Below are 14435 nucleotides of genomic sequence, written 5' to 3' on the forward strand. Positions count from 1 at the left end.
AGAAAACAAGATGTCAGAATTAAATTTTACCGATTTGATTGAACCGGTAGTGGTCAACCAGAATACGGCTTTAAGAATTACAGTTTTAGGCGGTGGTAGTTTTGGTACTGCAATGGCCAATACCGCGGTTCGAAATGGCTGCGATACCATGATCTGGATTCGTGATCCGGAAGTAGCTGAAGATATTAATGCAACACATATCAATAAACGCTATCTACCGGATTTTAAGCTGGAAGAAAATCTGCTTGCTGTGTCCGATCTGGAGAAGGCTGTTCGTGATCGCGATATTATTCTAGTCGCGATTCCAAGTCATTCTTTTCGTGATGTGTTGCAGCAGATCAAGCCCTTTATAACCTCTCAAGCGGTGATTTCCCTGACAAAAGGGATTGAAGCCAATACCTTCAGCTTTATGAGTGACATCATTCGTGAAGAACTACCGGAAGTGCCTTATGGTGTGCTGTCTGGTCCAAACCTGGCCAAAGAAATTGTCGCAGGTCAGCCGGCAGGTACGGTGATTGCCAGTGAATCTGAACTGGTACGTTATGCAGTGCAACAGGCACTCCATAGTGCATTATTCCGTGTCTTTGCCAGTGATGATGTGCATGGCGTAGAACTGGGTGGCGCATTGAAAAATATTTATGCGGTCGCGATGGGAATGGCGGCTGCCTATAATGTCGGTGAAAATACCAAAAGTATGATTCTAACTCGTGCGCTAGCTGAAATGAGCCGATTTGCAGTCAAGCTGGGTGCAAATCCGCTAACTTTCTTGGGGCTTTCTGGTGTAGGTGATCTATTTGCCACTTGTAACAGTCCGCTGAGTCGTAACTATCAGGTTGGTTATGCATTAGGTAAGGGTAAAACCTTAGAGCAGGCGACGACTGAACTGGGTCAAACTGCGGAAGGGATCAACACCATTGTGCAGGTAAAAGCGCGTTCAGAAGAGCTGGATGTTTATATGCCGATTACAACTGCCTTGTATGAAGTGATCTTTGAAGGAGCGCCGCCGCTGACGATCGCTTTATCTTTGATGAAAAATGGTCATCGCAGTGATGTGGAATTTGTCTTGCCACATCATCAAGTCTGATCTATAACACAGGAAGAGCGATGATTATAATGCTGACTGATGACCGTAGCGACAAAATAAATAGGGAATAAGATGCAACTGACTTTAGTGCGACATGGCGAAGCCGCGCCACCAGTGAGTGGGAATGATAGCAAACGTCCCCTAACGGAACGCGGGCATCAACAGGCGGAACAGACAGCGCAGTATTTAAAGGACATCATTAAACCGGAAGTGTTTGTGGTCAGTCCTTTATTGCGTGCGCAGGAAACTCTGGCGCATTTACAGCACTATTTTAAAGATGTACCCGTGGTGATCTGTAATACCATCAAGCCTGATGATGATGCTAAAGTTGCAGTTGAATGGTTATCGCAGTTGCCGTATGAGTCCATTGCGGTGGTTTGTCATATGAATGTTGTGGCGCATATTGCCTCCATTCTCGTGACTGAGTCTTTCCACCCGTTTCATTTATCAGAAGCACGTATTTATGATCAGGCCGTGATTGCACCAGGCTTATCAACACAAGTTAAAAGCTTTATTCCAACAGTATAAAAACCAATTAAAATGGTAGAACACAATCGATGTTGTATTTATGGATGCCGGAAGCCAATGGGGTTTGGCAATGGTCAAAGGGGGAGTTCTGGAACACTGCTGCAACACTTGAGCAGCTGATTCAGGATATTCAGGCTTATCATGGTGAAGAGGCGACGGTCTTTTTTCCAAGTCGTCATGTGCAAATTTTGCAGCAGACTTTGCCAAAGAGCCAATATAAAAAAATGGGCAATGATGGCATTAAATATCTGTTAGAAGAATATGTAGTACTGCCTGTCGATACCATGAAAGTGCTGCATCATTTTCAGCAGCCTGACCAGATCAGTATTCTGGGGATTGCAAATTCTACAGTTGAAACTTTGCAGCATGCCCTGAATTTGATTCCTGTTAAACTCGCTGCGTTATTGCCAGACTTTCTGGTTTTGCCAGTGCCTGAACATGCGCAGCAGCGCGTTATTGCACAAATTGGTGGGCATTTGCTGGTACGTGAAGCTGAATATATCGGCCAGTCAGTGGATGATCTGAGCCTTTATCTGGATTTTCAGTCTAAAGATCTGGAATATCAGGTCAGCAATCTCAGCCCTGAACAAATGAGCAGTTTAGAAGCGGTAGCAACACGTGAACAATTAAACTCGTTCCAATATACGTTGCCAATGCTGAAAAAACCGAAACAGCATCCATTTAATATCCTGCCAAAGGGTAAATCGGATCATACTGTTTCCGGTTACTGGAAAGCCTGTGCGGCGGTTTTTCTTGGGATTTTAGTACTACAGTTTACTTATGATGCGGTGCGCTGGTATCAATATAAAAAAGTCGCCAATACCACTGCGATGCAGGCGATTGACCAGTTTAAATATTGGTTCGGACAAAATTATCCGGTCACTGAGCAGAATATTAAAAGTCAGTTTGAAGCCCAGCTTCGTCAAAGTCAGACTGCGGATACTCAGGCTTTGCAGCTCATTAGCCGAGTCGGGCCGGTGTTGATGCAAAACCAGATTGTGGCACAGCGTGTCAATTATGATCCGTCTGGATTGAGTCTGCAGTTACAGTCCAATTCATCTGAAAGTTTAAATACTTTGACCAAGCAACTGGGGCAGCAGGGCTTTAAAGTAGAATTGGGGAATATACAGGCGAATGGAACAGGCGCCGTAGGACTGGTGAAAATACAATAATGAAAGCTATTGAAACCTTACAGAACCGCATGGATCTGCAAATTGAAAAACTGACCGATTATCTGGATCGTTTGTCAGCACGTGAACGCATTCTGGTAATCTTTACCACAATCTTTGTGCTGGTGACCGCTGTTGCGAGTGCACTCTGGGCAATGCATCAGGCAGCAGATACCCAGCAGAAACGTTTAAATGATCTAAAAGATACGCTGGTCTGGATGCAAAGCAATGCTGTTACTATGAAGCCGGCAGGAGACTTGCAATTAGATGCAGCAGAAAAAGTGCAGCGTATTGCTCAGCAACAAGGGCTGTCGGTCGCATCACAGCAAATGGATGGAAAAATTCAGTTGATGCTGTCTCATGAAAATTATTCTGTGCTGGCCAACTTCCTGACACAGTTGGCACAAATGGGGCTAAGTATCGAGAAAATGGAACTAAATAATGAAGCAGGGCAGATTAAATTAACAGCGACTGTGCAATAACTGGTAAAAATAAAGATTTGCAAAGCATGGTTTTTTTGTCAGCCTATGCCTATAATATGCCGACTTAAAAAGCAGTAGACTTTTCTAGATATGTTGTATTCTCTAGCCCGCCCTTTGTTGTTTTCTTTAGCACCAGAGCGTGCACATGAGCTGACACTATCACTATTAAAATCATCCCATAAAATGGGCATGATGCGTCAAAATGTTGCTGTGAAACCTGTGACCTGTATGGGAATCGAATTTCCTAATCCGGTCGGTCTTGCAGCAGGGTTAGATAAAAATGGTGCCTATATTGATGCCTTGGCCAGTCAAGGCTTTGGTTTTATTGAAATTGGTACTATTACTCCACGCCCGCAACCTGGTAATCCTCATCCACGTTTATTCCGTCTTCCGAAAGCCAAAGCGATTATTAACCGTATGGGCTTTAATAATGATGGCGTGGATAAACTGATTGAAAACGTTAAGGCTGCAAAATTTAAAGGTGTGCTGGGAATCAATATCGGTAAAAACGCTGATACTCCTGTAGAAAAAGCAGTAGATGATTACCTTATTTGTTTAGAAAAAGTCTATAATTATGCTTCCTATATCACCGTTAATATTTCTTCTCCAAATACCAAGAACCTGCGCAGTTTACAAAGTGGCGATGCACTGACTGAATTGCTGGAAACGCTGAAGAATCGTCAGCTGGAACTGGCTCAGGAACATCAGCATTACGTTCCTCTGGTATTAAAAGTTGCACCGGATCTTGAAGCTGAAGATATTGCCTTTATTGCCAAGCAGTTATTGCAATACAAGATTGATGGTCTGATCGTGACCAATACCACATTGTCACGTGAAGGTGTGGAAGGTCTGGAGCATGCAGAAGAAGCGGGCGGTTTATCAGGCGCGCCAGTCTTTGAGAAAAGCACGGCATGTCTGGCTGCATTTGCAGAGGAATTAAAGGGACAAATTCCATTGATTGGTGTGGGTGGTATTCTTTCAGGTGCGGATGCACTGGCCAAGAAAAAAGCTGGTGCAAGCCTTGTACAAGTCTATAGTGGCCTCATATATACTGGGCCGGAACTGGTTAAAGACTGTGTAGCCGCGCTTTAAATCCTATGAATGCCATTGATATCTTTCTACTGATTATCTTGCTCATTGGAGGGCTCAACGGTTTGCGCCAAGGATTTATTAAAGCCTTTGCGAACTTAGTGGGATGGATTTTTGCCTTGATTATTGCGGCGAAATATTCAACACTACTTGCGCCCTCAATGGTTGCTCTTAGTACAGATCCAGTGGTACAGAAGATTGCAGCCTTTGCCTTTATCGTTCTGATGATTGTGGTACTCACCTGGATTGTTACCTTTCTGCTCAACCGCATTTTAAAAACCCTGAAACTTGGTCCGCTGAATCGTCTTGCGGGCGGTGTTTTCGGCAGCCTGAAAGGTTTGCTGATTGTTCTGATTACTATGCAAGGTATTGGCCCTTGGGTTGAAAGTTCGCCGCACTGGAAGCAGTCCAAATTTATACAGGTTTTATTGCCATATGCGCCTTGGGCAACAGAGCTCTCCAAAGAAGCCGCAAATGGCGCCCTGCAACATATCAAGTCTGAAGGGGCACAGAAACCTTTAGATTCCTCATCTGAACCGGTATCCAAGGCCAAGAGTTCAGATGCGTCAACGAATAATCCTTTTTATTAATCCTAGCTTGTCTGCGAGGTTGCTATGTGTGGAGTAGTTGGTATAGCTGGTAAATCACCTGTTAACCAAATGTTGTTTGATGCATTAACGATGTTACAACATCGTGGACAAGATGCAGCTGGGATTGTGACTTGTCAGGAAGGCCGCCTGTTCCTGCGTAAAGATGTCGGTATGGTCCGTGATGTATTCCATACCCGTCATATGCGTGCTTTACAGGGTAATTATGGTATTGGTCATGTGCGTTACCCAACGGCGGGTACTTCGAGCAGTGCCGAAGCGCAACCATTCTACGTAAACTCACCTTATGGGATTACACTGGCGCATAATGGTAACCTGACCAATGCTGAAGAAATTCATGATGACCTGTTCAAAACTGACCTGCGTCACATGAATACTGATTCAGATTCAGAAGTGCTACTAAACGTACTGGCGCACGAATTACAAAAACGTGGCAAGCTGGTACCAACATCTGAAGATATTTTCCAGGCTGTGACGCGTGTACATGAACGTTGCAAAGGTGGTTATGCTGTTGTTGCGATGATTACTGGTCAAGGTCTGGTAGGCTTCCGTGATCCAAACGGTATCCGTCCATTAATTTATGGTTCGCGCGAAACAGAAAATGGTATGGAATATATCATTGCTTCTGAATCTGTAGCGATTACTGCGCTAGGCTTTAAGGTTGAGCGTGATATCGAACCGGGTGAAGCGGTTTTCATTGATTCTGACGGTAATTTCTTTACCCAGCAATGTGCAGCAAATCCAGAATACCGTCCATGTATTTTTGAATATGTGTACTTTGCTCGTCCAGATGCAACCATTGATGGGATCTCTGTGTATAAAGCCCGTCTGAAAATGGGTGAGAAGCTGGCACAAAAAATTCTGCGCGAGTGGGGCGATGAGCACGACATCGACGTGGTGATTCCAATTCCGGATACTTCACGTACTTCTGCACTTGAACTGGCTAATATGCTAGGCGTGAAATTCCGTGAAGGTTTCATGAAAAACCGTTATATCGGCCGTACCTTCATCATGCCAGGTCAGCAACTGCGTAAAAAATCAGTACGTCAAAAACTGAACCCGGTTGAGCTCGAGTTCCAGGGCAAAAACGTTCTACTAGTCGATGACTCGATTGTGCGTGGCACGACTTGTAATGAAATTATTCAGATGGCACGTGATGCGGGTGCGAAAAAAGTATTCTTCGCTTCTGCGGCACCTATGGTGAAATATCCAAACGTATACGGTATTGATATGCCGGCGAAATCTGAACTAATCGCTTCTGAACGTAGTGTAGAAGAAATCCGTGAAATTATTGGTGCTGACCGTCTGATTTTCCAAGATCTGGAAGACCTGAAAGATGCAGTACGTACCAAAAAAGTTCCTCATTTGCGTGAATTTGACTGTTCTGTATTTGATGGTGTGTATGTCGCAGGTGGAATCAATGCTGAATACCTCGATCAATTAGAGCAAAAACGCAGTGATGGCGCCAAAAAAGGCGACAATTTTATTGATGTGAATATTGATGCAGCATCAGTTGATCTGACCGGTGTACGCGAAGTCTAAGCAATTAAAATCATGATGAAAAAGCGGGAATTTCCCGCTTTTTTGTTTTATGATGAGCCCAAGGAAAGACCAGATCAGTTAGGGTGGTAGATTGAAAAGCGTAGGATATGCTTTGGTCAAAAACAAGAATATGCTATTGCTAGCCAGCTTTTGTCTGATTGCGATACTATTAACAGTTCTGATTATCAATACAGTGGTTGGCCTGTTTGTTTTCTATGCTGATCCTAGCCAGTCCATATGGTGGCATGTTCTTAGTCCTTATCTGGTTGCGCTAGTTTTATTTTTGATGATTATTTCGGTCATCTATGAGTTTTATACATTCCGTGCCGGCGGCTATTCTTTAGCCCAGCAAATGGGCGCGCGTCGACTGAACCAAATGGAAAGTATTCCGGAAGAAAGTGCTGCACTACGGATCAATACTCAACTGGCAGATACGTTCCTGATTGAACCGCCAGCCATGTATGTGTTGCCCAATGAAGTCGGGGTCAATGCGTTAACAGCGGGTTTTAGTCCACGTGATACTGCTATTATTCTGACTTGGGGTGCATTACAAACCCTTGATGAAATTGAACTTTATGGCTTGCTCAGTCATGAATTTAACAAGATTCTATCTGGTGAAACAGCTGAAAATACTCGCCTGAAAATTCTATATAGCAGTCTGACCACTTTTAGCCAATGGGGCAGCAAGATTGCGAAGTTAGGCTTTTATCGCAATGATGTGCCTCGCGAAAACAAGTTTGAAACCTTCTATGTCTCAATCGGAGCAGTCATCTGGTTGATTGGCAGCTTGGGTATTTTGATCACGCGTTTTATTAAATATATTTCATTGGGCGGACGTACTTATAAAAATGACCAGAAAACCCGACGCCTGATTCAGAATGATGCCAATATTCAGACTTTATTGCGCATTCATGTGCATCATTCAGGATCACAGATTTATAGTGAATATGCCGAATCCATTTCACATATGTGTTTTGCCAATTCCTTAAGTCCACAGAACTGGCTAAATATTCATCCGAATATTAATCAGCGTATTTATGAATTAAATCCTGCCTTGATTCAGGATCTACAGCTTGAAAATCTGAAGAAACTAAAAAACCAGCCTTTGTTTAGCCTGTTTCGTTCACTCGAAGATGTCGTGCCTGAAAGCACAGCAGTCTGGGAATCCCCACAGCCTTTGCCTTTATTGCGTTTGTCTCCAATCAGCTTTGCAATCAAGGATGCCATCAAGCCATTGAATCCTGAACTACGTGCCAATATGCCGCGTCCGGAGCTGATTGAACGTGCTTTGCAAACCTCGACCGGCTCGCGTGAAGTGATGGTCGCGATTTTGATGATCCGGCAATATCGTGAGTTTATTCCAACTGAAGCTGAAGTCAGTCGTGCGATTATTGATTCATTATTAAATCTAGATGGACGGGTACATATCTCGATTTTCCAGCAAGCCTGTAAAAATATTGGTGGAATGCCTACTACGGTAGCGCGACAGTTTTTAATGAAGCTAGCAAGGATTATTCAGGAAGATGGTGAAATCGGTTTGCTGGATGCCTTATTGCTAGAGCGGGTGAAGTATGAGCTGAATCTGTTGCCGATGCATACACCGACGTCTTTAGATGAGGTCAAACCACAGATTGTACGTCTGATTGATGCCTTGCTGCATGTGCAGCAGATTAATAGTGATAATCAGCTGGAGGTTAGGGAAAAGATTTTAAATCGTATTCTTAGCCCACGAGAACTTGAGCTGTATAGTGAAATCTCAGATGAGCCGATTGATTTGGCCGAGATTTTAAATGATATTGCCGGATTGTTATTGCGTGATCGTTTGAGCATGTTAGGAATTGCAGAGGTTTGCCTGTGGAGCGACCGGATCATGACCCAGGATGAACTGGATGTGATGGAGCTCTTATACTGGCGCTTGGGCTTTGAATCCAATGAAATTACCCAGCAAATGCTCAAGAAAAACAGCTTGATGATTATCTAGTATTTTTAAATTAATATAATGTATTTAAGTCGAGTCTTTCCAGAACTGATCTATAAACAAACTTGCAGTAGAAAAAAGTAATCTTATAAATTGATTTCTATTCTGAGTTAAAATGACTCAAGATAGAGAGTGAAAAGCTTGGAAATAGTTCGGCAAAGAAAAGCGAATCCCGTTAAAATGTTCAACCTGAAATAGGTGATGAAGAAAAGATGATTGGGCATCAGCGTGACATACTGGCAACATTAGGAATCGATATCTGGATTCCCAAGGGCGACGTATGTCAGCAGCATCAGGTTTCGATCTGGCGTGATCAGGCCCCAGCAGAATTACATAGCGAAATCATCCTGCCACAACCGACTCAGATTGCTCCGGTAGCAAAAGCTCCTTTAATTGCGCCTGAGCCTGTTACAGTTGAAGCAAAAGCTGAAGCTAAAAGTGAAGCGCCAGTAGTTGTTGCAACAATTCAGGAACAGCGGGAAATTCTGCATATTCCGCCATTCAACTTGCAGGCTTTAAGCTTGGAACATTGCACGATTGTCATCGATGCCACAGAAATGACCGAGCAAACCCAGCATTTATGGACCAATATCCAGCGTGCTCTGCAAAGTGAATTTTATGAACTGAACTGGCCATTTCCTTGGGTGAATCTGCAAGATGGCCGGGGTGTTGAATCTTATATTCAGGGTTTTCTGGACATGATGAGCCTGGAAAAAAATATCATTTCCCTTGGCTCTATTCCGCATGTGACACATAATAAAATGATTCAACTGGCATCTTTACAGGAAATGCTGGATCAGCCCATACTTAAAAAACGCTTATGGCAATTTATGCAAAACAGGCCAGCGAACTCAGAATAATATTGATGTGGAATAGGGACATATGAAACAAAAAGTGATTGTATTTAGCCAGATCGATCAGGATGTCCAGAAAAAACTCGAACAAAATTTTAATGTAGTAACTTTACAGCCGAAACTGGGCAATGTACATGAACAGTTGCTGGAACATGTGCGCGATGCCGATGGCATGATTGGGGCAGGCCGACTGCTCAATCGCGATAATCTGGCACTAGCAACCCGACTTAAAATCATTTCTAGTGTCAGTGTAGGGTATGACAACTATGAAGTTGATTATCTGAATGAAAAAAATATCTATCTGACCAATACCCCCCATGTCCTGACTGAAACCACGGCAGATCTGGGATTTACGCTGTTAATGGCAGCTGCACGCAAAGTGGCTTATCTGGATCACTGGACCAAACAGGGACAATGGCACCGCACGACACGTGAAGCACAGTTTGGTATGGATATTTTCGGAAAAACGCTGGGGATAATCGGGCTAGGGCATATTGGGGCAGCAGTTGCACGCCGTGGATTTTACGGTTTCAATATGAATATCTTGTACCATAATCGCCATGAAAAACCGGAATTGGCTCAAGGGCTCAGTGCACAGTATTGTTCTCTGAATGAGCTTTTGCAGCGTTCAGATTTCGTGGTGGTTACCGTGGATTTAAATGCTGAATCAAAAGCACTGATTGGAGCAGAACAACTGGCACAGATGCAGCCACATGCGGTGCTGGTAAATATCTCCCGTGGGCCTGTGATTGATGAGCAGGCTTTGATCGAAGCCTTAAAAGCCAACCAAATCTTTGCTGCGGGTCTGGATGTCTATGAGAAAGAGCCTTTAAAAGAATCAGAATTATTTGAGCTGGATAATGTCATTACCTTGCCCCATGTCGGTTCGGCCACAGTGGCGACGCGTCGAAAAATGGCTGAGCTGGCTTATCAGAATCTGGTCGATGCACTTGAAGGGCGGGTGCCACGCTATGTGGTGAATCCTCAAGTAATTGGTTCATCTAAGTAATATTAAATAACATTTTCCTGCATCTATGCTCATTTTTCGATGCTATATTCGAGACAGGTTGAAACTGAATTTTAGAGATTTTTCATTGAAACGTTTGGTATTGGCGTGCGGGTTAGGTCTGTGTGCAGCAGCAGGACATAGTGATAATGATTATTTTAATCAGCCTGCTGCACAATTTTCTGTACCGGATATTGGTGCGGGCGTCGGATTGATCGATCAGCAAAAAGAACAAATGATCGGTGAGAAGGTCTATCGTCAAGTCCAGAAACAAATGCCTGTGATTCAGAATCCATGGCTTGAAGATCAGTTACTTTCCATATTCTCTCAAATTCTCAGTCAGACCAAATTACAGCAGCCGATTGGGTTAATGGTAATCAATGATCCGCAAATTAATGCTTTTGCAGTACCCGGCGGATTATTTGCTTTAAATGCTGGCCTGATTAATTCAGCCCGGAATACAGACGAAGTGGCAGGGGTGATGGCACATGAAATTGCACATGTTACACAACGTCATTACAGTCGTTCGCAAGAAACCTTTAAAGGACAAGGGTTATTAGCCTTAGCAGGGATTCTGGTGGGGGCATTAGTCGCTTCACAGGCAGATGGTGATGCAGGTGCAGCAGTGATGATGGGTTCTCAAGCAGCACTACTGGATCAGCAATTGACTTATAGCCGTAATCAGGAACGTGAGGCGGACCGGATCGGGATGCAATATATGTATGCTGCCGGCTATAGTCCGCACAGTATGGCGGATTTCTTTGAAGTGATGCATCGGTCCACTAGCCGTTTAAGCTTTATGCCAGATTTCTGGCTGACGCATCCTTTAACTACTGAGCGTATGAGTGAAGCGCGTTTGCGTGCCAATCAGTTGCCTGCGGTTAAGCGTAATTTAAATGATCAGGATTTTGAAATCATTAAATGGTATACACGGGTACTGTCACGTCAGACTACTGAACAACAGCTCAACTTAATGGTGCAACGTAATGATTTTCCTGGTCAGCTGGTTTTAACGGCTTATCAGCTTCAACAGGGAGATTTTCAGGCGGCACAAACCGCACTGGATCAAGCCAAAAAGCACAATAAAATGCATCCTTTGCAGGTGTTATTTCAGACTGATATTTATCTGGGGCAAAATCAGCTGGATAATGCGCTAAAAAGCATTAGTTCAGCCGCACGGATCATGCCGGAAAACCGTGCTTTAAATTATAAATATGCTGAAACCCTGATTCGTGCTAAACAGCCTGATCAGGCCAGAACGATTGTGCAGCGCTTTTTAAATAGCAATACCCGTGATGTTAGTGGCTGGAGATTAATGCAACTGGCAGCGAATGCAGCACCTGATTCATCGATAAAAGCCGCGAATGTCTTGCGTTATCGGGCTGAAGTGGAGTACTGGTCAGGCTATGAAGAAACTGCGATTAAGTCCTTAATACATGCTCAACGCATCAGCAAAGGCAATCAGTCTTTATCGGCAACGATTGGCCAGCGTTTAAAACAGATGCAGCAAACGCGACAGTTTAAAATTTAAGTCTATTTTTCTAATGATTTTTAGCTTCAGTAGATATAGCCGAAGTTCACTAAATCACGCTACAATCCGGGCAAAGCTAAGTTGTCTATTTTAATTATTTTATGAAAAAAATATTATTGGGTTTATTGATATTGGGGTACGGCGGTAATGTATTGGCGGCTAGTGCAGCAGAATACGTACAGTCCGTTGAGCAGATTAATGCTGATTATCAAAAAGAATCACGCCAGTTTTTAAAAGGTTTAAATCCACAGCAGCAGGGTTTTAGCGCATCGCAGAATCAGCAGTTTTGCGCGATTGTGCAGCGCTATGTGGATCGTTTATATAAAGCGGCAGACCAGAACCGGGCTTATCTGGATCGTCAGTATCAAAATGTAGGCAAGCAGGATGTCATACTGCAGGTAAAATCTTCAAAAGAGATGCAGTTGCTGAAACGTTATAATGTGGATTGTAATTTACAGTAAGAATAAATAAGAAAATGCTGAGAACTGTCCGGAATGGAGGCAGTTCAACGCAGATTTAGATTTGAAATAGAATGGGGGAATTAAGCAAGTTTTGCTTTAATTTTTGCTGAAACTTGTGCAGGATCGGCGCGCCCGGCTATGAGCGGACGCAGAGAATTCATCACCTTACCCATATCTTTCATGCTAGTAGCTTGTTGCGCTTCAATTATTTGCGCAATCAGGGAATCAAGTTCTTCCTCAGTCATAGCTTCTGGTAGAAATTGAGAGAGAACCTCAACTTCGGCTTGTTCCTTACTAGCTAAATCATCTCGACCAGCGCCTTCAAAGGCTTTGATCGATTCTTTACGTTGTTTAATTTGCTTTTCAATGACCGCAAGAACTTGAGCATCGTCAAGTTCTTTACGCTCATCGACTTCGATTTGCTTAATTGCTGCTTGCAGACTACGAATGACCGTCAACTTTGACATATCTTTGGCACGCATGGTGGCTTTCAATACGTCAGTAATCTGGTTTTTTAAAGTAGTCATTATTTATTCCAAGCAGTCAATCACAAATTAATCTTAGTAAAGGCGAGTAGTACGTACTGATTCACGCGCCAATTTCTTTTGGTAGCGTTTAACAGCAGCAGCTTTTTTACGTTTACGTTCTTGAGTTGGTTTTTCGTAGAATTCACGTTTACGAACGTCAGCAAGAACACCTGCTTTTTCGCATGAACGTTTGAAACGACGGATAGCTACGTCTACTGGTTCGCCTTCTTTCAATTTAACTTGTGGCATGAAGAATCCTCATTAAGTTATGGATAAGATCAGGGCCGAATTGCCCTCGATCACAAGTGAAGGTCAGTATTTTACTCATTTACATCTCATATCACAAGTCTATAATAGTTGCTGCAATAGATTTGATACAGGTTATAGGCAGTTTAATGATCGTTTTAGGCTTGGAAACGTCGTGTGATGAAACAGGACTTGCGCTGTATGACAGCGAGTTGGGTTTGCGCGGACAGGTGCTGTACAGCCAGATTAAACTGCATGCTGAATATGGCGGCGTCGTACCAGAACTGGCTTCGCGCGACCATGTGCGTAAACTCATTCCCTTACTGAATGAACTGCTTGAACAAAGTGGCATCAAAAAATCAGAAATTGATGCGGTGGCCTATACCCGTGGTCCGGGCCTGATGGGCGCGTTAATGACTGGCGCACTGTTTGGTCGGACTTTGGCCTTTGCCTTAAATAAACCGGCAATTGGTGTGCACCATATGGAAGGTCATATGCTGGCACCATTACTTTCTAAAACGCCACCGGAATTTCCATTTGTGGCATTACTGGTGTCTGGTGGTCACTCACAGCTCATGGCCGCTTATGGTATTGGACAATATGAATTACTCGGTGAATCGATTGATGATGCGGCGGGTGAAGCATTTGATAAAGTTGCGAAAATGATGGGTCTGCCATATCCGGGCGGCCCGAATATTTCCAGACTAGCTGAGCAGGGCGACCCGAACGCCTTTGCTTTCCCACGTCCAATGCTGCATCAAGGTTTGGAGTTTTCATTCAGTGGTTTAAAAACTGCAGTTTCTGTTCAAATGAAGAAACTCGGTGAAGAAAGACGTGATGCAGATATCGCTGCGAGCTTCCAGGAAGCCATTGTCGATACACTTGTTAAAAAATCAGTGAAGGCATTGAAACAGACTGGCTTAAAACGTCTGGTGATTGCTGGTGGTGTAAGTGCCAACAAGCGTTTACGTGAACGCCTGGAAGCAGACTTGGCGAAAATCAAAGCCACCGTGTACTATGCAGAACCTGCGCTGTGTACCGATAATGGTGCGATGATTGCCTTTGCGGGTTATCAACGTCTAAAAGCCGGACAGCAAGATGGTTTGGCTGTGACCACAACTCCACGTTGGCCAATGACAGAATTGACGAATCCAGCCGAAGCTTGATTTAAAGATTCAGGATGAAGAAAAGGGGCGTTAAGCCCATTGCTGTCCCACAATTTTTCACAAGAGGAAGCTCATTTGAGCTTCCTCTTGTTTTATGGGTATTTTATCGGGTGAAAATAAAGCTTTTAAAGTTCTTCTTTCAAACAAATTCACTTGAATTATTC

The 14435-nt window shown here is 43.6% G+C and carries 15 protein-coding genes; 13 read left to right on the plus strand and 2 right to left on the minus strand.

All coding sequences use genetic code 11. The features are described 5' to 3' along the window. The first annotated feature begins 10 nt into the window (after nt 1-10). The 12 genes from FTV34_RS11685 to FTV34_RS11740 all read left to right on the plus strand — a co-directional run bounded on the left by FTV34_RS11685 (nt 11) and on the right by FTV34_RS11740 (nt 12332). Nucleotides 11-1084 carry an NAD(P)H-dependent glycerol-3-phosphate dehydrogenase gene (locus FTV34_RS11685; RefSeq protein WP_034704062.1) on the plus strand — a complete coding sequence of 358 codons (1074 nt, stop codon included), beginning with the start codon at nt 11-13 and terminating at the stop codon, nt 1082-1084. A 72-nt stretch (nt 1085-1156) separates the two neighbouring features. Continuing rightward, nucleotides 1157-1612 carry a histidine phosphatase family protein gene (locus FTV34_RS11690; protein ID WP_159123892.1) on the plus strand — a complete coding sequence of 152 codons (456 nt, stop codon included), beginning with the start codon at nt 1157-1159 and terminating at the stop codon, nt 1610-1612. A gap of 29 nt (nt 1613-1641) precedes the next feature. Continuing rightward, nucleotides 1642-2784: a type II secretion system protein GspL gene (gene gspL / locus FTV34_RS11695; RefSeq protein WP_166138419.1), complete on the plus strand. Its 1143-nt coding sequence runs from the start codon at nt 1642-1644 to the stop codon at nt 2782-2784. Then, on the plus strand, nt 2784-3263 hold the full coding sequence (gene gspM / locus FTV34_RS11700; RefSeq protein WP_004782448.1) for a type II secretion system protein GspM: 480 nt from the start codon (nt 2784-2786) through the stop codon (nt 3261-3263). The genes gspL and gspM overlap by 1 nt, the downstream gene beginning before the upstream one ends. A 90-nt stretch (nt 3264-3353) precedes the next feature. Continuing rightward, entirely contained in the window at nt 3354-4355 is a 1002-nt protein-coding gene (locus tag FTV34_RS11705) for a quinone-dependent dihydroorotate dehydrogenase (protein ID WP_005235085.1), read from the plus strand. 5 nt (nt 4356-4360) lie between these two features. Further along, a complete protein-coding gene (locus tag FTV34_RS11710; RefSeq protein ID WP_180070272.1) occupies nt 4361-4942 on the plus strand; it encodes a CvpA family protein in 582 nt (193 codons plus the stop codon). 24 nt (nt 4943-4966) lie between these two features. Then, a complete protein-coding gene (gene purF, locus FTV34_RS11715) occupies nt 4967-6502 on the plus strand; it encodes an amidophosphoribosyltransferase (RefSeq protein ID WP_004782444.1) in 1536 nt (511 codons plus the stop codon). Nucleotides 6503-6593: 91 nt separating this feature from the next. Continuing rightward, nucleotides 6594-8483 carry a M48 family metalloprotease gene (locus FTV34_RS11720; RefSeq protein WP_180053547.1) on the plus strand — a complete coding sequence of 630 codons (1890 nt, stop codon included), beginning with the start codon at nt 6594-6596 and terminating at the stop codon, nt 8481-8483. Between the two features lie 209 nt (nt 8484-8692). Beyond that, nucleotides 8693-9340, plus strand: a complete 648-nt coding sequence (locus FTV34_RS11725; protein ID WP_180070274.1) for a hypothetical protein — start codon at nt 8693-8695, stop codon at nt 9338-9340. 22 nt (nt 9341-9362) lie between these two features. After that, complete coding sequence (locus FTV34_RS11730; RefSeq protein ID WP_180070276.1) at nt 9363-10343, plus strand: D-glycerate dehydrogenase; 981 nt, start codon at nt 9363-9365, stop codon at nt 10341-10343. 85 nt (nt 10344-10428) lie between these two features. Further along, complete coding sequence (locus FTV34_RS11735; RefSeq protein ID WP_180070278.1) at nt 10429-11871, plus strand: M48 family metalloprotease; 1443 nt, start codon at nt 10429-10431, stop codon at nt 11869-11871. A 101-nt stretch (nt 11872-11972) separates the two neighbouring features. Next, nucleotides 11973-12332 (plus strand): hypothetical protein, encoded by a 360-nt coding sequence (locus tag FTV34_RS11740; RefSeq protein ID WP_004782434.1) that lies wholly within the window; start codon nt 11973-11975, stop codon nt 12330-12332. A gap of 80 nt (nt 12333-12412) precedes the next feature. On the opposite strand, the gene FTV34_RS11745 is transcribed toward FTV34_RS11740, so the two are convergent. Together FTV34_RS11745 and rpsU are read right to left on the minus strand one after the other, a co-directional pair. Further along, a complete protein-coding gene (locus tag FTV34_RS11745) occupies nt 12413-12859 on the minus strand; it encodes a GatB/YqeY domain-containing protein (RefSeq protein WP_004782432.1) in 447 nt (148 codons plus the stop codon). A gap of 33 nt (nt 12860-12892) precedes the next feature. Continuing rightward, entirely contained in the window at nt 12893-13108 is a 216-nt protein-coding gene (gene rpsU / locus FTV34_RS11750; RefSeq protein ID WP_001136722.1) for a 30S ribosomal protein S21, read from the minus strand. A 146-nt stretch (nt 13109-13254) separates the two neighbouring features. Here rpsU and tsaD point away from each other — a divergent pair, with 146 nt between their 5' ends. Continuing rightward, the gene (gene tsaD, locus FTV34_RS11755) at nt 13255-14271 is read left to right on the plus strand and encodes a tRNA (adenosine(37)-N6)-threonylcarbamoyltransferase complex transferase subunit TsaD (protein WP_004782431.1); all 1017 of its coding nucleotides are present in this window, start codon (nt 13255-13257) and stop codon (nt 14269-14271) included. Nucleotides 14272-14435: the final 164 nt, after the last annotated feature.

The sequence above is a fragment of the Acinetobacter sp. YH16038 genome (genome assembly GCF_013417275.1).
Lineage (GTDB): Bacteria > Pseudomonadota > Gammaproteobacteria > Pseudomonadales > Moraxellaceae > Acinetobacter.